This window comes from Eikenella corrodens, assembly GCF_003990355.1.
In the GTDB taxonomy this organism is placed as follows: domain Bacteria; phylum Pseudomonadota; class Gammaproteobacteria; order Burkholderiales; family Neisseriaceae; genus Eikenella; species Eikenella corrodens_B.
This window is the reverse complement of record NZ_CP034670.1, coordinates 295,947-313,440: the sequence shown is the minus strand read 5'-3', so window position 1 is coordinate 313,440 and position 17,494 is coordinate 295,947. Positions and strand designations below refer to the sequence as shown.

Here is a 17,494-nt window from a genome sequence, read left to right as displayed (position 1 = left end):
CCCAATTTCCACGATGCAACCTACAGAATGAAACGCTCTCCTTCTTATTTGACCGAACAGAATTTAGGCGAAATATTCCGTACATTCGTGCCCGACCTGAAATTTGAGCACAACAAAACAGTTCCCGGCTCAGGCATTAAAACGCGGCCGGACTATCGTTTTGACGAAATCGGCCTTATTGTCGAGTTTGACGGAAACCGCCATTATCAAGACGCAAACGTGATTTTCAGGGACGGGGAAAAAGACAAAGCCTATACGGATATGGGCTACCGTGTCGAACGCATCCCTTATTTTATTCAAATGACATCCGAACTCCTGTATCGGCTGTTCGGACAAAAAATTCCATATGCGCAAAGCTATCCGCACGGATTTATTGACGGCGATGCGGTTTTGCCGGCAAATTTTTGTGAATTGGGCATTAAGCAGTTTATTCGGGACTTGGATAAATTCGGCTGCTATAAAAATGACATTATTGCATCGCTGCGGCAGAAAATTGCGGAAAAGGAAGAAATCAATCTGGTCCTGCCGCCGACATTGCATTATTTGATTAAATAGCCGCTTTCAGGCTGCCTGAAAAAGCAGCCTGCACCCGCGAACAGAATTTCAGGTAGCCCGAAAAGCAGCCTGCACCCCGAAATCCCGCCAAAACAGAAATCCCTATGTGTTTCACCGTCCTCCTTGCCACCGACAGCCCGACCGACCTTTCCCTTTACGACGGCCAAGGCGTGCTGTTCCGGCCGGCCGAACCCGATGAAGCCCGCGCCGCCAAGCTGCCCTACCCGTATGTGTACGACGTGGCGGGCGACAAGGAAGGCTGCGCCTGCTGCTTCGACTTTTACGGCGACCCTTATGACAGCAGCCACCCGTTTTGGGACAACGGCGGTTTCAGGCAGTCTGAAAAAAGCGGGGAAGAAACCGCACAAGAACAGCGCGAAACACTATACCTGCTGGACCTTGTCCGCCGCCTCGTCCGAAACGGTGCCAAAGTGCAGGTTGCCTGCGTATGGAGCGGCAACTGGCCGCAACTGCGCGAACCCGCCGTAGAAGTCGCCCTGCACGCGCTGAATCCGCACGCCTTCGCCCTGTTTGAAAACGTGCGCTTCGAATTCGCCGAATAAGCAGCCTGCACCCTAAAAAACCAAGAAAGCACAATATGATACAAATCCAAAATATTTCCCACCAAATCAACGGCCACCCCATACTCAACAACATCACGCTCGACATCCCCCAAAACGGCATCACCGCCCTCATCGGCGCGAACGGCGCGGGCAAATCCACCCTGCTCTCGCTGATGGCGCGGCTGCAACCCACCCAGTCCGGCAGTATTGCCTACAACGGCCGCGACTTGGCCGCCACCCCCACCGCCGAAGCCGCCAAAATCCTCTCCATTCTCACGCAGGAAAACAGCATCCACAGCCGCATCTCCGTGCGCGACCTGCTCATGTTCGGCCGCTACCCCTACCACCAAGGCCGCCCCACAGGCGAAGACAAAGCCATTGTGGAACAGGCCGTCGTCCAATTCCAGCTCGAACCCATCGCCCACCGCTACCTCACCGAACTTTCCGGCGGGCAACGCCAGCGCGCCCTGATTGCCATGGTGTTCTGCCAGTCCACCGAATACGTGCTGCTGGACGAGCCGCTCAACAATCTGGACATGTATTACGCGCGCCAGCTTATGCAGCTCTTGCGCGAACTGACGCACCGCCACAATCGCACCACCGTGGTTGTGCTGCACGACATCAACATGGCCGCCGCCTATGCCGACCACGTCGTCGCCATGCAGCGCGGCGAAGTGAAATTTGCAGGCAGCCCCGACGAAGTCTTCACGGCGGAAAACATCAAAACGCTGTTCGATATGGATGTGGACGTGTTGGATTACAAAGGGAAAAAGCTGATTGTGCATCATGTTTAGCGGCGGGAAGGCAGCCGCACGCAGCCGGGCAGATTCGTCAAAGCCACGCTGCGCCCGCAGGTTACCATCACCCAAGCGCAGCACGTTGAACAGGCCAAAGCCCTGCATCACGAAGCCCATCGTTTATGCTTTATCGCCAATTCTTTGAATTTCGAAGTGGCGTGCGAATGCGAGATTACAGTGGAGTGAGGGCTGATAAAAAAGCCGCCTGCGTTTTGTCTGTAAAACGCAGGTGGCTTTCAGGTAGCCTTTCCCTCCGCAAAGCCCCAACAACAAACCCGACAAAATTTTTCAAAAACTACCGTGGCTGCCTTTTGGATTGGCTCAGTGGTAGCAACATATGAATCCATATACTGATACTGGCCGGCACAATATGATCGGCTTCTGTTTAGCTTTGGCTACGCTCTTCGCAATTGGGTTTATCGAAGAAGATTTAGCCGCACAGACATCTAAGTTCAAACGGTACGGCTTATCTAATCAGAAAATTAGTCTTTAGTATTTTATATCATATCCTTAACTGACAAATCATCAAACCACTGTTGGTACAGTTTGGCCAATCGTTCGTTAGTAGCCTTAATATATTTCTCCGCAGCCTCTTTATGTTTGCTTGCATCCAACGTCAGACTGAAAGCATCCAATTTATCTGCACCCAAAGCAAAAGCGGAGTCGATCAAGTCACGCTCTTCGTTTTCGCTGTCTTGATAATTCTGCAAAAAATCACCATCACTTTTCGAACGGTTCATGCTGAACGGCAAGGCCATCTGGTTGCCGATACTGCGTTGGAATATTTTGCATAAACTGGTGTATTTCCTTAGCCCTTTACCTTGCGCATTCAGTGCGGCGCTAGGCAGCATATGGTCGTAATCCCAAGGGCGGTTGTGGGTTTCCCACAGAGTTTTGTTGGAAGGATCGTATTCCACCATACCGGGAAGCTGGGCACGCTGAAAATAGACTAGGAACTCCTGCATATGCCAAAGTTTGAAGGCAAAATTAGCAAAGCGCAGATTTCCGTCGTTCTGATAGGTAAGCAGTTGCCACAAATTATGGAAGTCGGTATTCGAGTTTTCCATTGCCTCAAAAGCGGCGTTGATCTTCTCCTCGAGTTTTTCTTTCAATTCTTTGGGTTTAGTCAATTGGAACAATCTGTCCTCTATATTTAAGTCATCAAATGTCCACTCCTGCCAAGGTTTCCGAGCTTCAGGGGTGAATTGTAAATGCCAAAGTTGTCGGCAAATACGGTCTTTGCTGTCACTAAACCAATGAATAATTAATGAAATAGCCAAAATCCTTTTGGCATCTTTTTCTGATATTTCCGAATAATCGAACTCTGCTGCCAACATAATCCACCATAGGAACACTTCCTGGCTGCGCCAAGCAATGCTGCTGCGCAAATAAGGCGGCAGGCCGAAGCTTTTATCTTTGTATAGCAGATGGTCTTCAATCCATTTGATGGCTTCGGGAAACTGTTTTTTCAGGTAGCCTTTGATAATATCCTCATCCGCACCCTCTTTGAAAATGTTACGGATTTTCTGTGGTGTTAAGATAGGCTGATATTCCTGGTATTTCCGCATCAAGACAGCACGAATACCGAGGTTGATTAGGCGTGCCTCACTCACCGGCAGTTTCTCGATTTGACCGATCACTTTCTGCTCTACGTCAGGATAATAGGCTTTGATCATAGAATAACGCAGCTCTTCCTGATCAATTGGTGTACCGCGATTATTGATGCGGCTGAAAATTAGCTCGATGTTTTCTATGAAATTCCCATCTTCATTCTCATTGCTACTGTCTGGTGGGTTGAAGGCAATGGTAATAGCGGGAATAACCGTATCTAAAACGGGAGAGAAGGCAGTAGTTATTTCCTGCTGATTATCTGGGCTTTTCAGGTAGCCTGACAGGCTCTGTTCAGCTTCTTGCGTATTACCCTGCTTCTCTTTTCGAGCGTTTAACCAGTTGTCGATTTTTTCTACCCAAGGGTTGCGGATAATCTCATCCCAGTTAAACCCTTCTGCCGTTAAATTTTGCAACAGCAACCCGACAGGTATCGGCAGCGTGGCACGCCAAGGGATACTTTTCGCTACTAAGGGATATTTGTCATCCCCACAGCATTCTTGGTAAGTGTTGCGGAATGCTTCCATTTGGCTGTGGCTGATTCGACCGGAAGATTCATCAAGATCGTAGCCCCACGGATGGGCGCTGGTGGTTACGCGAAACAGGAATTTGCGCGAATGTGCAGCCTTACCACATTCTTCATTACCTTTCAAATCGTACCAAAGCATAGTTTGGGTTTTCGAATTGCCGTATTCAGGTAAATCAAAGGCCATGGCAATAGCGTTGCAGCGTTGTTGCCCGTCCAAAATATGATGGGTAACCTCTGATTCATTTGGGTTCGCCTCACCAAATTTACTGATTTTGCTGCTCTGCCCTTCGATACGGTTGCTCAATAAGATTGATCCGATGGGGAAGCAGCGCAAAATAGAATCCCACAAAAATTCGATTTGATCGGGTTTCCACACAGCGCCGCGCTGCAAGGCCGGCAATCTGGCAACAATGTCAGATTTGGCCTGCGGCAGGTCAATTTGCCAAGCGGCGATTTGCGGTAGCGAGAGGGTTACAATTGGTTTTGAGGCTGTCATAAAAACTCGTAAATAGGGGGATTGAAGAGTAAATGTTGGGTGGGGCTGGCTGGAGGGGTAATACAGGTTTTTACTGCCACGCGTGCTTCGGATGCTTACCCAGTCGAAACGCAGATTCTATTGCGCTTGGATATCTCCAAACTACTTACACGGCTTGTCCATCGATAGCCACAAGGATTATACAGCGCGCTGCTTTCAGTGAAAGAGGCTACCTGAAAACCGGCCAAACGGTTTCAGGTAGCCTCTTTTGCCTTATGCCTTTTCCCTCTAAGCATATTGCCAATGCTTCTTTCTCAAGCCGCACGGCGGTTTCTATAATGGCCGCCTGTTTTCAATTTTGCCTGATTATGAACTGGTCTTATTTTTGGCGTGTGGCGCCGAAGTTTGCCGATGCCGCGCTGATTACGTTGAAGCTGTCGGCCTACAGCATTGCGCTGTCGCTCCTGCTGGGGCTGGCGGTGGCGGTGGTAACGGCCTACCGCGTGCGGCCGCTGTATTGGCCGGCGCGGGCGTATATCGAGCTTTCGCGCAACACGCCTTTGCTGATCCAGCTGTTTTTCCTGTATTACGGCCTGCCGAAGGTGGGCATTAAGTGGGACGGCTTTACCTGCGGCATCCTGGCGCTGGTGTTTTTGGGCGCGAGCTATATGTCGGAGGCGCTGCGGGCGGGTTTGCTTTCGGTGCCCAAGGGGCAGGTGGAGGCGGCTAAGGCGATTGGTTTGTCGCGCTGGCAGGTGTTCCGTTTTGTGGTGCTGCCGCAGGCTTGGGCGGTGGCTGTGCCGGCGGTCGGGGCGAATGTGCTGTTTCTGATTAAGGAAACTTCGGTGGTGAGCGCGGTGGCGGTGGCGGAGTTGATGTTTGTCACCAAAGACATCATCGGCATGGACTATAAAACCAATGAGGCGCTGCTGCTGTTGTTTATCAGCTACCTGATTATTCTGCTGCCGGTGTCGCTGCTGGCGCGTTGGGCGGAAAGAAGGCTGCGGGAGGCGAAATATGGTGCTTGAATGGCTGTTTGCCGGCCAGAATGCGGCGCGTTTGGCGCAGGGCTTGTGGCTCACGGCGAAGATTTCGTTGATTTCGGTGGCGCTTTCCTGCGTGTTGGGCACGCTGTTCGGGCTGCTGATGCGGGTGCGCCATCCGCTGGTGCGCTTTGTGTGTGCACTGTATTTGGAAACGGTGCGGATTGTGCCGATTCTGGTGTGGCTGTTTGTGCTGTATTTCGGGCTTTCGGCTTGGACCGACATCCATTTGAGCGGCGTGTGGGTGTGCATTTGGGTGTTTGTGGTTTGGGGCACCGGCGAGATGGGCGATTTGGTGCGCGGCGCGCTGGAATCGATTGAAAAGCATCAGGTGGAATCGGCCAAGGCGCTGGGGCTGAACCGGTGGCAGGTGTTTTGGTATATCGAGCTGCCGCAGAGCGTGCAGCGGGCGCTGCCGGGGGCGATTAACTTATTCACGCGTATGGTGAAAACCAGCTCGCTAGCCGCCTTGATCGGCGTGGTGGAAGTGGTGAAGGTGGGGCAGCAGATTATCGAGAATTCGCTGCTCACCATGCCGAACGCTTCGTTTTGGGTGTACGGCCTGATTTTCATACTGTATTTCTTGTGCTGCTGGCCGCTGTCGCTGCTGGCGGGCTATTTGGAAAAGAAATGGGAGAGCTGATATGGCTTTGCTGAACGTGCGCCACCTGCGCAAGGGCTACGGCGATACCGTGGTGCTGCAGGATTTGGATTTGAGCCTGGAGAAGGGCGAGGTGGTAGTGATTTTGGGCCCGTCGGGCAGCGGCAAAAGTTCCCTGCTGCGCTGCATCAACGGCTTGGAGCCGCACCAGGGCGGCAGCATCGAAATGGAAGGCGTGGGCGAATTCGGCAAAGACGTGCCGTGGGAAACCGCTCGTCAGAAAGTGGGCATGGTGTTTCAGAGCTATGAATTGTTTGCCCACATGAATGTGATCGACAATATCCTGCTCGGCCCATTGAAGGCGCAAGGGCGCCACCGTGAAGAAGTGGAGGCACAGGCCGACAAGCTGCTGGCCCGCGTGGGCTTGCTCAACCGCAAAACCGCCTTCCCGCGCGAGCTTTCCGGCGGGCAGAAGCAGCGCATCGCCATCGTTCGCGCGCTGTGTATGAACCCGGAAGTGATCCTGCTGGATGAAATCACCGCCGCGCTCGATCCGGAAATGGTGCGCGAGGTATTGGATGTGGTGCTGGAGCTGGCGCGCGAGGGCATGAGCATGCTCATCGTTACCCACGAGATGGAATTCGCCGCCAAGGTGGCCGACCGGATTATCTTTATGGATCAAGGCCACATCATCGAAGAGAGCACGCCCGACAAATTCTTCACCAAACCAGAAAGCGGCCGCGCCCAGCAATTCCTCAGCGGCATGGACTATTCGATTTAACCCGTTTTAAAACCACTGCCGTATTTTCAGGTAGCCTTTACGGCGGTTTCACCCTACCTCTAACAGAAAAGGAAACATCATGCAGTTACACCAATCTTTCAAAACATTATTGGCCACAGTGGTGCTCGGCTTCGGCCTGGCCGCCTGCGGTGGCGGCGGCTCGCAGGGCAGCAGCGAACAGCCCGCTTCCGGCAGCAACGCAGCCAACGCCTCCGCCGCTTCCGGCGCCGCCAGCGATGACGCACTGGCCAAAATCAAAGAGCGCGGCGTAATCCGCATCGGCGTGTTCGGCGACAAGCCCCCCTTCGGCTATGTGGACGCCAACGGCAAAAGCCAAGGCTTCGATGTAGAAATCGCCAAATATCTGGCCAACGACCTGCTCGGCAGCCCCGACAAAGTGGAATTCGTACTCACCGAGGCCGCCAACCGCGTGGAATACGTGCGCTCCGGCAAAGTGGATTTAATCCTCGCCAACTTCACCCAAACGCCCGAACGCGCCGAAGTGGTGGATTTCGCCAGCCCCTATATGAACGTGGCCTTGGGCGTGGTTTCCCCCAAAGGCGCGCCGATTACCGACCTTTCCCAGCTGGAAGGCAAAACCCTGCTGGTGAACAAAGGCACCACCGCCGATGCCTACTTCACCAAAAACCACCCCAACATCAACCTATTGAAATTCGACCAAAACACCGAAACCTTCGATGCGCTGAAAGACGGCCGCGGCGTGGCATTGGCGCACGATAACGCGTTGTTATGGGCATGGGCTAAAGAAAACCCCAACTTTGAAGTGGCCATCGGCAACATCGGCCCGGCCGAACACATCGCCCCCGCCGTGCGCAAAGGTGACCAATCCCTGCTCAACTGGGTGAACCAGGAAATCGCCGCCATCAAACAAGACGGCCGCCTGCACGCCGCCTACGAAAAAACCCTGCGCCCGGTATACGGCGACAAAGAAGCGGAAATCCTGACCAAATAAAACGGTTCGGCAATCCGGTTGAAGTAAAGGCTGCCTGAATATTCAGGTAGCCTTTTGTTTGATACGGCAAACCGGCTTTCAGGTAGCCTAAAGCCTGCTCAAAACGCCAAGAGGCCGCCTGAAACCCATAACCGGCCTTGGCGAAACCCCCGCTTCGTGCCACAATCCATGCCGTTCCCACCCTCAAAGCCGCCCGTCATGACCCCCATCCTCGCCTTCGATATCGAAACCGTTCCCGATGCCAACGGCATCCGCCTGCTGCACGGCCTGCCCGCCGACACGCCCGCTGCCGACGTGGTGGCTTGGGCGCAGCAGCAGCGCCGCGCCACCCACAACGACAGCGATTTCATGCCCTATCATTTGCAGCAGGTGGTGGCCATTTCCTGCTGTATGCGCTGGGGCAGCGACAAAATCCATGTGGGCACCATCGGCGAAATCGGCGATAGCGAAGAAACCATCATCGCCAAATTTTTCGAGCTGATCGAAAACCACACCCCGCAGCTGGTGAGCTGGAACGGCGGCGGCTTCGACCTGCCCGTGCTGCACTACCGCGCCCTGATTCACGGCCTCTCCGCCGCCCGCTATTGGGACACCGGCGAGGGCGATTTCGGCGACAGCCGCGACTTCAAGTGGAACAACTACATCAACCGCTACCACAACCGCCATTGCGACCTGATGGACCTGCTCGCCCTCTACCAGCCCCGCGCCAGCGTGCCTCTAGACGACATGGCCAAGCTGTGCGGCTTCCCCGGCAAGCTGGGCATGGACGGCAGCAAAGTGTGGCAGGCCTTCCACGAAGGCCGCCTGCGCGAAATCCGCGACTACTGCGAAACCGACGCCGCCAACACCTACCTGATGTTCCAGCGCTTCCGCCTGATGAGCGGCGCCGCCGATGCCGACGAATACGAAATGGAAATCCGCCGGCTCAAAGGCTACCTGAAAACCCAGGAAGGCAAAGTGCACTGGCAGGAATTCCTGGCCGCATGGCGCTGAAATGCCGAAAGGCTGCCTGAAATTTCAGGTAGCCTTTATAGCGGATTAAAATAAATGTACCAGTCGGCGAACCGCAGGGCGGGCAGAAGGTATAGCGGATTAACAAAAATCAGGATAAGGCGGCGGGCCGCAGACAGTACACACGTTACGGCAAGGCGAGCCAACGCCGTATTGTTTTTTGTTAATTCACTATAACCCTCTATCCTTCGCCATCCGCTGCCGGATAAGGCCACAAACCTGAGCAGCCCGATTTCGCCGCCGCATGCCGACAGTGCCTGCAAACACCGGATTACGGCTCGCAGCCTGCCCGCTGCAATTTCAGCTGGCCTTGATGCGGCCGGTTTCGCGTAAAACCACTTCCGCCCCATGCCGCCTTCCCCTGCTTATCGGGGGCGGCCACACCCCGATCCGCAATATGGACTTCCTCTCCGAACTCCTGCTCCGCCTGGTTTTCCTCCCCATCGAGGCTCTGCTTGAATGGGTGCTGGAAAGCGCGTTCAAACGGTATCTGAAACTCGCTGCCGGCCTCATCGGCCTGTTCACGCTGCTGTTTCTCGCCCTGGCCAGGCGGCATTTCGGCACGCTGGTTTGGTATGCCTGGCTGCTCGCCCCCATGGCCGCCATGCTGTGTGCTTTGCCCCTAATCGGCATCTGGCATGTTGTCGGCCGGTTGTGCTTTCGGCCGCACCCGTCCGCGCAGCCGCCGAAACAGGGCAAACGGCGCAAACGCTGAAAGGCCGCCATACCGCAAGGGGCTGCCTGAAAGCAGGTATGGCTTGGCAAAATGCCCATAAACAAGGGCGGGCAGCCCGCTACCCGTTCGGATGCCGCCGCAGTTTGGTTTTTCAGGTAGCCTTCCCGGTAAGATCACGGATCAAAATAAAAGGGGGGCAAAGCTGTCCGACGCCGAAGCGTTTTTCGTTCATTCGCTATATAGTGGATTAACAAAAATCAGGACAAGGCGGCGAGCCGCAGACAGTACAAATAAAATAGTACGGCAAGGCGAGACAACGCTGTACCGATTTGAATTTAATCCACTATACATCGGGTATTTAGCCGGAAACGGTCAGACAAAAGGCTACCTGAAAATCGGTTCGGTCCGTTTTCAGGTAGCCTTTTCCCAAGCATTCAAACCGGCATCAGCCCGCCGCGCGTTTTTCCAGCATGGCCACGCCGGGCAGTTGTTTGCTTTCTAGGAACTCCAAGAACGCGCCACCGCCGGTGGAGATGTAACTGATTTTGTCGGCGATGCTGAATTTGGCGATGGCGGCCAGGGTATCGCCGCCGCCGGCGATGGAGAAGGCGCGGCTTTCGGCGATGGCTTCGGCCATCACGCGCGTGCCTTCGGCGAAACGGTCAAACTCAAACACGCCCACCGGGCCGTTCCACACAATCGTGCCGGCTTCGCGCAGCAGAGCGGCAAGCGAGGCGGCGGATTGCGGGCCGATGTCGAGAATCATGTCGTCTGCGGCCACCTCGGCCACGGCTTTGGTTTCGGCAGCGGCATCGGCGGCAAAGGCTTTGGCGCATACCACGTCTTGCGGCAGCGGCACGGCGCCGCCCTTGGCCGCCATTTTTTCGGCCACGGCGCGGGCTTCGGCGGCTAGGTCGGCTTCGGCCAAGGAGTTGCCGATGGGCTGCCCGGCGGCGAGCAGGAAGGTGTTGGCGATGCCGCCGCCCACGATCAGCTGGTCCACTTTATCGACCAGGCTGTTGAGAATGGTGAGCTTGGTGGACACTTTGCTGCCGGCCACAATCGCCACCAGCGGGCGGGCGGGGTTTTTCAGCGCCTTGCCCAGCGCGTCCAATTCGGCGGCCAGCAAAATGCCGGCGCAGGCAACGGGCGCGGCTTCGGCCACGGCCACCAGCGAGGCTTCGGCGCGGTGCGCGGTGCCGAAGGCATCGTTCACATAAATATCGCACAGCGCGGCATAGGCCTGGCCGAGCTCGGCGTTGTTTTTCTTCTCGCCTTGGTTCACGCGCACGTTTTGCAGCATCACCACTTCGCCGGGCTGCGGGCGCGGCGGGTTTTGCCGCCAATCGCTGCTCACGGGCACGGTAAGGCCGAGCAGGCTGCCCAAATGCGAGGCCACTGGCGCAAGGTCGTCTTCGGGCTTGAACTCGCCCTCGGTGGGACGGCCGAGGTGGCTCATCAGGATAACGGCCGCGCCGTTATCCAGGCAGTAACGTACGGAGGCGAGTGAAGCGCGGATGCGGGTATCGTCGCCGATTTTGCCGTCTTTAATCGGCACGTTCAGGTCGGCACGGATCAGCACGGTTTTGCCGCGCACGTTTTGTTCGGTGAGCTTGAGGAAAGACATGGTTATCTCTTTTGGTTTCAGTTATTTGGTTGGAAAAATCGGGCGGCTGTACCAGCCGCATAAAACGCCGCCATTATCTTATAAACAGTTGGGCGGTGCAAACGGGTGAAATGGGGGCAGTTTGGTTTTCAGGTAGCCTCTATATTTTTGTAGGTATATAATTTCGCTTATTTATTTCGTATGGGGCGTACCATGGGCAAAAGAATCAGTATTTCGCCTGCACAGCTGATGCCTGTGTGGTTGATCATGGGGTTTGGGCTGGTTTTATACTTTTGGCTGTCCAATGCCTATCGGGTCACCCAATCGTGCCGTGGGGCAGTGAACGCAGCGGTAATGTACCGTTTTGTAGAGATGACGGCTATGTTCGTGGTGGCTGCTTTGGTTGGATGGCTGTGGCAATTTTTTATCTTTCGGGATGTTCGAACTGCAAGCGGGCGGCCTTCTACCCGGAAACAGGCTTTATTATTGGTTTGCCTTTATCCTATTCTTGCGTACTTGGTTTGGTATGGTATTGTTGTATTGAGTATTTTTATGCTCTCACCCTGCATATAATCTAGGAGCTGGAGCTGCTCTGCTGTTTGCGGCAGTTTGATTTTCAGGTAGCCTTTTCCAATCCTCCCATCCCTAGTATAGTGGATTAAATTTAAATCAGGACAAGGCGGCGAGCCGCAGACAGTACACACGTTACGGCAAGGCGAGACAACGCCGTACTGGTTTTTGTTAATTCACTATAGTAAAAAAGCAGGCTTTTCAGCCTGCTTCATCTATGCCCGATCGGGCGGTTCAAAGCTTATTCGATGCTCACCTTGCCGCTGGGTTCGGCGCGGTGATGCTGTTTTTTCTCTTTGTGTTTGAGTACGGCGCGGTCGAGTTTGTCCACCAAAAGGTCGATGGCGGCGTACATATCTTTGTCGGTTTGGTCGAGGTGCAGGTCTTTGCCGGCCATATGCCAATCCACTTCTGCTTTCTGCACCAGTTTGTCCACCGACAGGGTCACGGTGGCGGAAATCACGTTGTCGCTGTGGCGGACGATGCGTTCGAGTTTGCCGCTGATGTAGTCGTTCAGGGCTTCGGTAACCTCGATGTTGATTCCGTTGATTTTCAGGTTCATAGCTCACTCCTTTACAGGTGGGTTGGCTGCGCGCGGCGGCAAGCTAGGCTTTCTGCTTGCGTTGGTGCGCAGGCGGGAAATTGAGTTCTTCGCGATATTTGGCCACGGTGCGCCTGGCGAGCACGATGCCTTGCAGGGCGAGCCGATCGGACATGGCTTGGTCGGAGAGCGGTTTGCGTTTGTCTTCGCCGGCAATCAGGCTCTCAATCAGGGCTTTCACTGCGTTGGCACTGATGCCGTCGCCGTCTTCTTCGCTGCTGTAGGCGGCTGCCTGGCTGAAAAAATAGCGTAGCGGAAATACGCCTTGCGGGCAAGCCAAATATTTTTGGTTCACGGCGCGGGACACGGTGCTTTCGGCCAGGCCGAGGTTGGCGGCGGTTTCTTTAATGGTGAGCGGCACGAGGCCGATGGCGCCGAAGGAGAAGAAGTCGGCCTGACGCTCCAGAATGGTTTCGGCCAGCCGCAACACGGTGCTTTTGCGCTGCTCCAGCGAGCTTAGCAATACTTTAGCCTCATTGAGCTTTTGTTTCAACTCCGGCGCTTCGCTGCCGTATTCGGCGAGCAGGTCGGAATATTCCTGATTGAGCTGCACCTGCGGCCAGGCCTGGCGGTACATGCCCACCGTCCATTTGCCGGTTTCGGGGTCGGGGTGGATCCATACGTCGGGATCGACGTATTCGGTGTGGCCGGAGCCGGACAGGCCGTAGGCGGGGAAGGGGTTGAGGGAGGCAACGAGGGCTTGGGCGGCTTCGATGGTGGCGGCGCTGTATTGGGGGAATTTTTTGCGCACTTGCTGCGGCAGGCTGCTTTTGGCGATGTCGGGCAGGAAGTGCTTCACCAGCTGCACGGCGCAGAATACGGTGTCGTCCGGCTGTCGACGCGCCAGCTGGAGCAGTAATGATTCGCCCAAATCGCGCGCGCCCACGCCGGGGGGGTCGAATTGCTGCAAATGGCGCAGGGCTTCGGCCATGTCGTCTTCATCGAGCATCCATTCCAGCGGGGAGTTTTCCACGATGTCGGTGAGGCTGTCGTTCAGGTAGCCTTGATCGTCAAGGTAGTCGATGAGCAAATGTACGCGGGCGGCCTGGTCTTCGTCTAGCGGGTGTTCGCATACCTGCTCGTGCAGCATGCGGCGGAAATCGGCTTCGTCGGCCACGGTTTCCCACACGTCGCCCTCTTCCATGCTGTTGGTTTTGCGGGTAACGGGCAGGGCGGCGGAATAATGGGGTTCGGGCTCGCCGCTGTCGGCCGGATCGTGTTCCGGCCGTTCGAGCAGGGGGTTGTCGGCCAGCCAGCTTTCCACTTCTTCGGCCAATTCCAGCGACGACATATGCAAAATGCGCAATGATTGCTGCTGCTTCTGATTGAGCTGCTGGGTTTGGCGCAGTTTGAGTTTGACGGATTGCTGGGTCATGTGAGGCTACCTGAAACCTTAGTAATCGAAGTTCTCGCCCAAATACACGGCGCGGACTTCTTCGTTACCCACCAATTCTTCGGGGCGGCCGCTGGCCAGCACGGCGCCGTTGTTGATGATATAGGCTCGGTCGCAGATGCGCAGGGTTTCGCGCACGTTGTGGTCGGTAATCAGCACGCCGATGCCGCGCTGTTTGAGGAAATTGATGATGTTTTGAATGTCGATTACGGCAATCGGATCAACGCCGGCGAAAGGCTCGTCCAACAGGATGAAACGCGGGCTCATGGCCAGCACGCGGGCGATTTCCACGCGGCGCCGTTCGCCACCGGAGAGGGCGGGGGCGGGGCTTTGCCGCAGGTGGGTGATGTTCAGGTCGGCCAGCAGGTCGTTGAGGTGCGTTTCGATGGCGTCGCGGTCGGTTTCGTGCAATTGCAGGATGGCGCGGATGTTTTCTTCCACCGTCATCTTGCGGAAAATCGAGGCTTCCTGCGGCAGATAGCCCAGGCCTAGGCGGGCGCGCTGATACACGGTCATGTGGCGCAGCTCGTGGCCGTCCAGCCGGATGGTGCCGTGATCGGCGGCCACCAGGCCGACAATCATATAAAAGCTGGTGGTTTTGCCCGCGCCGTTGGGGCCGAGCAGGCCAACCACTTCGCCGCTTTCGATATCGAGCGAGAAATCCTGCACCACTTGGCGCTGTTTGAAGCTTTTGCGCAGCTGTTTGACGCTGAGGCGGCTGTGCGGTGTGGTCATGGTTTGGTTTTCCCTTGTGTTTGTTCGGTATCACGGGCAGCGTTGGGGCTACCTGAAAATGGGGCTGTCATGCGCGGTTTCAATGTGCAGCAGGGTTTTGCAGCTGCATTATTTGGTCGCGCCGCACCTGCAGCACGCCCGGCACGCGCTCCAAGCGGCGGATGGCCTGCGCCATCTCCTGCTGCGGCGGGATGCGGGCGGCGATGCCGTTGATGTTTGTATAACGGTACACCAGCTCGGCCTGCATTTTGCGCACGGCCTGAAGCAGCGGCTCCGCGCCGACGGCGGGGTCGTATAACACAATCAGCACGCGGTCGGCGGCTTGCTGTTCCGGCTGGGTGCTGAGTGCACTTGGCGCGGCGGTGGCGGCAGGCTGCGGGGCGGCACAGGCGGTAAGCATGGCCAGGCAGGCTGGGAGGAAGACGCGGATATTCATGGTTGCTTGGTTTTCGGTTTCAGGTAGCCTGTGCCTGTGCGGCGTGGGGCTACCTGAAACATCCTGTTCAGTGATGCAAAAAGCGTTTTATTTTTCAGGTAGCCTCAAATGTGGGCTGCCTGAAACCGTTTAAAGGCTACCTGAAACCGGTATCGCAGGCTTTCAGGTAGCCTGTTTCCTAATCTTGGCTTTGCCCTGCGTGAGGCGGAAGCTGTCGTCAATCAGTTGGCGGATGAGCGCGTCGTCGGCCTGTTCCAGTTCGATGCTCAGCCAGTGTGCTTTGCTCATGTGGTAGGCGGGCAGGATGCCGGTTTGAGCGCGCATGGCGCCGATGTGCTCGGGGCGGCATTTTACGTTGAGCAGATGCACGGTGCGGCCGGGAGTGCGCCCGAGCTTTTCCGCCGGCACGGGCAGGTACACGCCAAACCATTTGCGGCTGCCGCTGTGGCGGAATACGGCGTATTCGGGGAAGCGGGAAAAGGGATGGTCGGGCGCGGCGCGGTAGCGTTCGGCCATTTCGGCAAACAGGGTTTCGGCCTTCATCCCGCCTCCGTTATTTCTGCTGCGGCTGGATGGTGATGCTCACGCGGCCTTTGTTGGCGTTGCTGCGGCTGCCGCCCAGCACGGTATAAACTTCGGTGCGGGTGTTGTAGGTAATGGTGTCGCCGCTGGCCCGGTCGCCGCCGCGTTCGAGCTTGGCGCCGCCGCTGAGTTTCACGATGCCGGTGGCGGATTGGTATTCCACGCGGGCGGCCTGGCCTTTCACGGTGCCTTGGCGGTCGAGCTGCTGGCCGAAGTGTACCGGGCTGCCGGAGGCGGTCATGGTTTGCGCGCCGTCGGCGGCTTTCACCACGCGCACCTTGGCGGCGCGGATATACATGGTGCCCTGCTGGATAACCACGTTGCCGGAAAATTCGGTGCTGCGGTTGCCTTGGTCGAGCGAGCCTTGGTCGGCTTCGATTTGGATGGGCTGGTTGCGGTCGGAGGTAAGCGCAGAAGCCGCGGCGGGCAATAGCAGGGCGGCAGCGAGGAGGAGGGCGCGGGCGGGTTTAATGCTGTTGTTTGGGGTCATAAATCACGGCCTTAATGCGGGAGGAGAGGTTGAGCAATCCTTGTTTGTGGTTGTAGGTCATGCCTTGGGCGGTGCCGTGGGAGGCGCCGTATTGATAGTTCACCAAATCTTGGGTTTGGGCGGTTTGGGTTTGGGTGTTGACGGTGAGGCTGTCGGTTTCGAGGCGGCCGGCGGGCTGGCCGTTCATGGCGGGTTTGTCGAACACCACGTTTTTCTCAAATACCACTTGGTTTTCTCTGCCGATATAGTGCGCTTGGTCGGCAGTGATGCGGTACACCATCTGCCCGCCTTGCGAAAACATTACGTTGGGTTCGGCCAAATAGCCGTCTTGGCGGTTGGGAAACTGCCAGGCGCGGGTGGCGGTGAGCTGCTGAGCCAGGCTGCCGTCGGCAGCGAAGCGGCGGCCTCGGATGCCGAAAATCTGGTATTGCGGCTCGTGCGGATCGAGCGGGGTTTCTTCGGTTTCTAGCTGGCTGATGCGGTCGAGCCAAAAGCTCACGCCGCCGAGCGCGAGTGCCAACACCAGCGGAAACCACCAGCCGCCGAATCGTTTAATCATTCTGTGTATTGCTCCCAAGCGGTTTTCAGGTAGCCTTTGGCCTGCATGATGACTTCGCACAATTCGCGCACGGCGCCGGCGCCGGCCGGGCGGCGGGTGATGTAGGCGGCGTGTTGCAATACCCATTCGTGCGCTTCAGGCACAGCAGCAGGCAGGCCGCAGCGCACCATCACGGGCAAATCCACCACATCGTCGCCGATGTAGGCGCATTCGTGTTCGGCCACACCGGCGGTTTCGCGCAATTCGGCGTAGGCCGCGCGTTTGTCGCTGATGCCTTTGAAGTAGTGGTGGATGCCGAGCTGTTTGGCGCGCACAGCCACCGAGGGGGCGTCGCGGCCGGTGATGATGGCGGTTTGCACGCCGCATTGGTGCAGCATTTTGATGCCGTGCCCATCGAGCGTGTGGAAGGCTTTGATTTCTTCGCCGTTGTCACGGATGAAGATGCGGCCGTCGGTGAGCACGCCGTCCACGTCCATAATCAGCAGTTTGATTTCGGTGGCGCGGCGGCGCAGGTATTCGGGCAATTCGGGCAGAATAGGGCTCATGCGGGCAATCTCAATTTCGAATTAGGCTAATGATAACATGCCCTAGCACGGGCACAAACCCGTTCGGCACGGTTTTTGCTTGGCACGGCCGGACAAAGGAAAGGCTACCTGAAAACAGTTTTACGTTTTCAGGTAGCCTTTTTGGGATTAGAAATATATTAACATACTGATAAATATGACAAATATCTTTTCAGGTAGCCTCTTTGGCTTTACATTTGCTTGCACGGCCCGCTCCCGCAGTAAGCAGCTTGCAATCTCGTTTTCGCTCCGTCGCAGCCTACGCTTGCAGCTAGCTTTCTCTTTTTTGATTTGGTTTATTTTGTTCTACTTCTAATAGTTATTTGCAAGTCTCTTTACGCATATTG

Annotated in this window: 21 protein-coding genes; 11 read left to right on the top strand and 10 right to left on the bottom strand. The window is 56.1% G+C overall.

Translation table 11 applies throughout. The annotated features are described in order from the left end of the window. The first annotated feature begins 27 nt into the window (after nt 1-27). The 3 genes from ELB75_RS01620 (at nt 28) to ELB75_RS01610 (ending at nt 1,912) form a co-directional block, all read left to right on the top strand. Nucleotides 28-555: a hypothetical protein gene (locus tag ELB75_RS01620; protein WP_126982460.1), complete on the top strand. Its 528-nt coding sequence runs from the start codon at nt 28-30 to the stop codon at nt 553-555. A 104-nt stretch (nt 556-659) separates the two neighbouring features. Further along, complete coding sequence (locus ELB75_RS01615; RefSeq protein ID WP_126982459.1) at nt 660-1,118, top strand: hypothetical protein; 459 nt, start codon at nt 660-662, stop codon at nt 1,116-1,118. Between the two features lie 35 nt (nt 1,119-1,153). After that, nucleotides 1,154-1,912, top strand: coding sequence for an iron ABC transporter ATP-binding protein (locus ELB75_RS01610; protein ID WP_126982458.1), 759 nt, complete (start codon nt 1,154-1,156; stop codon nt 1,910-1,912). 500 nt (nt 1,913-2,412) lie between these two features. Here the strand turns inward: ELB75_RS01610 and ELB75_RS01600 are convergent, their stop codons facing one another. After that, complete coding sequence (locus ELB75_RS01600) at nt 2,413-4,548, bottom strand: DUF262 domain-containing protein (RefSeq protein WP_126982457.1); 2,136 nt, start codon at nt 4,546-4,548, stop codon at nt 2,413-2,415. A gap of 347 nt (nt 4,549-4,895) precedes the next feature. Between ELB75_RS01600 and ELB75_RS01595 the strand changes: the two genes are divergently transcribed. The 6 genes from ELB75_RS01595 to ELB75_RS01570 all read left to right on the top strand — a co-directional run bounded on the left by ELB75_RS01595 (nt 4,896) and on the right by ELB75_RS01570 (nt 9,651). Continuing rightward, nucleotides 4,896-5,555 carry an amino acid ABC transporter permease gene (locus ELB75_RS01595; RefSeq protein ID WP_126982456.1) on the top strand — a complete coding sequence of 220 codons (660 nt, stop codon included), beginning with the start codon at nt 4,896-4,898 and terminating at the stop codon, nt 5,553-5,555. After that, complete coding sequence (locus ELB75_RS01590; protein ID WP_126982455.1) at nt 5,545-6,213, top strand: amino acid ABC transporter permease; 669 nt, start codon at nt 5,545-5,547, stop codon at nt 6,211-6,213. The genes ELB75_RS01595 and ELB75_RS01590 overlap by 11 nt, the downstream gene beginning before the upstream one ends. A gap of 1 nt (nt 6,214) precedes the next feature. After that, nucleotides 6,215-6,952: an amino acid ABC transporter ATP-binding protein gene (locus ELB75_RS01585; protein WP_126982454.1), complete on the top strand. Its 738-nt coding sequence runs from the start codon at nt 6,215-6,217 to the stop codon at nt 6,950-6,952. A 79-nt stretch (nt 6,953-7,031) separates the two neighbouring features. After that, nucleotides 7,032-7,925 carry a cysteine ABC transporter substrate-binding protein gene (locus ELB75_RS01580; protein ID WP_126982453.1) on the top strand — a complete coding sequence of 298 codons (894 nt, stop codon included), beginning with the start codon at nt 7,032-7,034 and terminating at the stop codon, nt 7,923-7,925. A 198-nt stretch (nt 7,926-8,123) separates the two neighbouring features. Next, nucleotides 8,124-8,918, top strand: coding sequence for a 3'-5' exonuclease (locus ELB75_RS01575; RefSeq protein ID WP_126982452.1), 795 nt, complete (start codon nt 8,124-8,126; stop codon nt 8,916-8,918). A 262-nt stretch (nt 8,919-9,180) separates the two neighbouring features. Continuing rightward, nucleotides 9,181-9,651, top strand: coding sequence for a hypothetical protein (locus ELB75_RS01570; RefSeq protein ID WP_126982451.1), 471 nt, complete (start codon nt 9,181-9,183; stop codon nt 9,649-9,651). Between the two features lie 406 nt (nt 9,652-10,057). On the opposite strand, the gene ELB75_RS01565 is transcribed toward ELB75_RS01570, so the two are convergent. Next, nucleotides 10,058-11,239 (bottom strand): phosphoglycerate kinase, encoded by a 1,182-nt coding sequence (locus ELB75_RS01565; RefSeq protein ID WP_126982450.1) that lies wholly within the window; start codon nt 11,237-11,239, stop codon nt 10,058-10,060. A gap of 192 nt (nt 11,240-11,431) precedes the next feature. Between ELB75_RS01565 and ELB75_RS01560 the strand changes: the two genes are divergently transcribed. Continuing rightward, entirely contained in the window at nt 11,432-11,791 is a 360-nt protein-coding gene (locus ELB75_RS01560; protein WP_126982449.1) for a hypothetical protein, read from the top strand. A gap of 238 nt (nt 11,792-12,029) precedes the next feature. On the opposite strand, the gene hpf is transcribed toward ELB75_RS01560, so the two are convergent. The 4 genes from hpf to ELB75_RS01540 form a co-directional block, all read right to left on the bottom strand. Continuing rightward, the gene (hpf, locus tag ELB75_RS01555; RefSeq protein WP_126982448.1) at nt 12,030-12,350 is read right to left on the bottom strand and encodes a ribosome hibernation-promoting factor, HPF/YfiA family; all 321 of its coding nucleotides are present in this window, start codon (nt 12,348-12,350) and stop codon (nt 12,030-12,032) included. Nucleotides 12,351-12,393: 43 nt separating this feature from the next. After that, a complete protein-coding gene (rpoN, locus tag ELB75_RS01550) occupies nt 12,394-13,764 on the bottom strand; it encodes an RNA polymerase factor sigma-54 (RefSeq protein WP_126982447.1) in 1,371 nt (456 codons plus the stop codon). Nucleotides 13,765-13,782: 18 nt separating this feature from the next. After that, on the bottom strand, nt 13,783-14,517 hold the full coding sequence (gene lptB / locus ELB75_RS01545; RefSeq protein ID WP_126982446.1) for an LPS export ABC transporter ATP-binding protein: 735 nt from the start codon (nt 14,515-14,517) through the stop codon (nt 13,783-13,785). Between the two features lie 79 nt (nt 14,518-14,596). Beyond that, nucleotides 14,597-14,953, bottom strand: a complete 357-nt coding sequence (locus ELB75_RS01540) for a protease inhibitor I9 family protein (RefSeq protein ID WP_126982445.1) — start codon at nt 14,951-14,953, stop codon at nt 14,597-14,599. Between ELB75_RS01540 and ELB75_RS12975 the strand changes: the two genes are divergently transcribed. After that, nucleotides 14,952-15,086, top strand: coding sequence for a hypothetical protein (locus tag ELB75_RS12975; RefSeq protein WP_277600824.1), 135 nt, complete (start codon nt 14,952-14,954; stop codon nt 15,084-15,086). The two genes, ELB75_RS01540 and ELB75_RS12975, sit on opposite strands and share 2 nt — an antisense overlap. Before the next feature lie 29 nt (nt 15,087-15,115). On the opposite strand, the gene ELB75_RS01535 is transcribed toward ELB75_RS12975, so the two are convergent. From ELB75_RS01535 to ELB75_RS01520, 4 genes are read right to left on the bottom strand one after another with little or no spacing between them, the layout of a single operon-like run. Next, complete coding sequence (locus tag ELB75_RS01535; RefSeq protein WP_126982444.1) at nt 15,116-15,496, bottom strand: MmcQ/YjbR family DNA-binding protein; 381 nt, start codon at nt 15,494-15,496, stop codon at nt 15,116-15,118. A 10-nt stretch (nt 15,497-15,506) separates the two neighbouring features. Then, a complete protein-coding gene (gene lptA / locus ELB75_RS01530; RefSeq protein ID WP_126982443.1) occupies nt 15,507-16,025 on the bottom strand; it encodes a lipopolysaccharide transport periplasmic protein LptA in 519 nt (172 codons plus the stop codon). Continuing rightward, nucleotides 16,003-16,584, bottom strand: a complete 582-nt coding sequence (gene lptC / locus ELB75_RS01525) for an LPS export ABC transporter periplasmic protein LptC (RefSeq protein WP_126982442.1) — start codon at nt 16,582-16,584, stop codon at nt 16,003-16,005. The genes lptA and lptC overlap by 23 nt, the downstream gene beginning before the upstream one ends. Beyond that, nucleotides 16,581-17,129, bottom strand: a complete 549-nt coding sequence (locus ELB75_RS01520; protein ID WP_126982441.1) for a KdsC family phosphatase — start codon at nt 17,127-17,129, stop codon at nt 16,581-16,583. Before ELB75_RS01520 ends, lptC begins: the two co-directional genes overlap by 4 nt. Nucleotides 17,130-17,494 lie beyond the last annotated feature (365 nt).

Bases quoted from the DNA above. Each gene is read 5' to 3' on its own strand.
- hpf (WP_126982448.1), bottom strand. From the start codon at position 12,350: ATGAACCTGAAAATCAACGGAATCAACATCGAGGTTACCGAAGCCCTG.
- lptA (WP_126982443.1), bottom strand. From the start codon at position 16,025: ATGACCCCAAACAACAGCATTAAACCCGCCCGCGCCCTCCTCCTCGCT.
- ELB75_RS01615 (WP_126982459.1), top strand. From the start codon at position 660: ATGTGTTTCACCGTCCTCCTTGCCACCGACAGCCCGACCGACCTTTCC.
- ELB75_RS01575 (WP_126982452.1), top strand. From the start codon at position 8,124: ATGACCCCCATCCTCGCCTTCGATATCGAAACCGTTCCCGATGCCAAC.
- ELB75_RS01595 (WP_126982456.1), top strand. From the start codon at position 4,896: ATGAACTGGTCTTATTTTTGGCGTGTGGCGCCGAAGTTTGCCGATGCC.
- ELB75_RS01620 (WP_126982460.1), top strand. From the start codon at position 28: ATGAAACGCTCTCCTTCTTATTTGACCGAACAGAATTTAGGCGAAATA.
- ELB75_RS01610 (WP_126982458.1), top strand. From the start codon at position 1,154: ATGATACAAATCCAAAATATTTCCCACCAAATCAACGGCCACCCCATA.
- ELB75_RS01535 (WP_126982444.1), bottom strand. From the start codon at position 15,496: ATGAAGGCCGAAACCCTGTTTGCCGAAATGGCCGAACGCTACCGCGCC.
- ELB75_RS01520 (WP_126982441.1), bottom strand. From the start codon at position 17,129: ATGAGCCCTATTCTGCCCGAATTGCCCGAATACCTGCGCCGCCGCGCC.
- ELB75_RS01600 (WP_126982457.1), bottom strand. From the start codon at position 4,548: ATGACAGCCTCAAAACCAATTGTAACCCTCTCGCTACCGCAAATCGCC.
- ELB75_RS01585 (WP_126982454.1), top strand. From the start codon at position 6,215: ATGGCTTTGCTGAACGTGCGCCACCTGCGCAAGGGCTACGGCGATACC.
- rpoN (WP_126982447.1), bottom strand. From the start codon at position 13,764: ATGACCCAGCAATCCGTCAAACTCAAACTGCGCCAAACCCAGCAGCTC.
- ELB75_RS12975 (WP_277600824.1), top strand. From the start codon at position 14,952: ATGGTTGCTTGGTTTTCGGTTTCAGGTAGCCTGTGCCTGTGCGGCGTG.
- ELB75_RS01540 (WP_126982445.1), bottom strand. From the start codon at position 14,953: ATGAATATCCGCGTCTTCCTCCCAGCCTGCCTGGCCATGCTTACCGCC.
- ELB75_RS01565 (WP_126982450.1), bottom strand. From the start codon at position 11,239: ATGTCTTTCCTCAAGCTCACCGAACAAAACGTGCGCGGCAAAACCGTG.
- ELB75_RS01580 (WP_126982453.1), top strand. From the start codon at position 7,032: ATGCAGTTACACCAATCTTTCAAAACATTATTGGCCACAGTGGTGCTC.
- ELB75_RS01590 (WP_126982455.1), top strand. From the start codon at position 5,545: ATGGTGCTTGAATGGCTGTTTGCCGGCCAGAATGCGGCGCGTTTGGCG.
- lptB (WP_126982446.1), bottom strand. From the start codon at position 14,517: ATGACCACACCGCACAGCCGCCTCAGCGTCAAACAGCTGCGCAAAAGC.
- ELB75_RS01570 (WP_126982451.1), top strand. From the start codon at position 9,181: ATGCCGACAGTGCCTGCAAACACCGGATTACGGCTCGCAGCCTGCCCG.
- ELB75_RS01560 (WP_126982449.1), top strand. From the start codon at position 11,432: ATGGGCAAAAGAATCAGTATTTCGCCTGCACAGCTGATGCCTGTGTGG.
- lptC (WP_126982442.1), bottom strand. From the start codon at position 16,584: ATGATTAAACGATTCGGCGGCTGGTGGTTTCCGCTGGTGTTGGCACTC.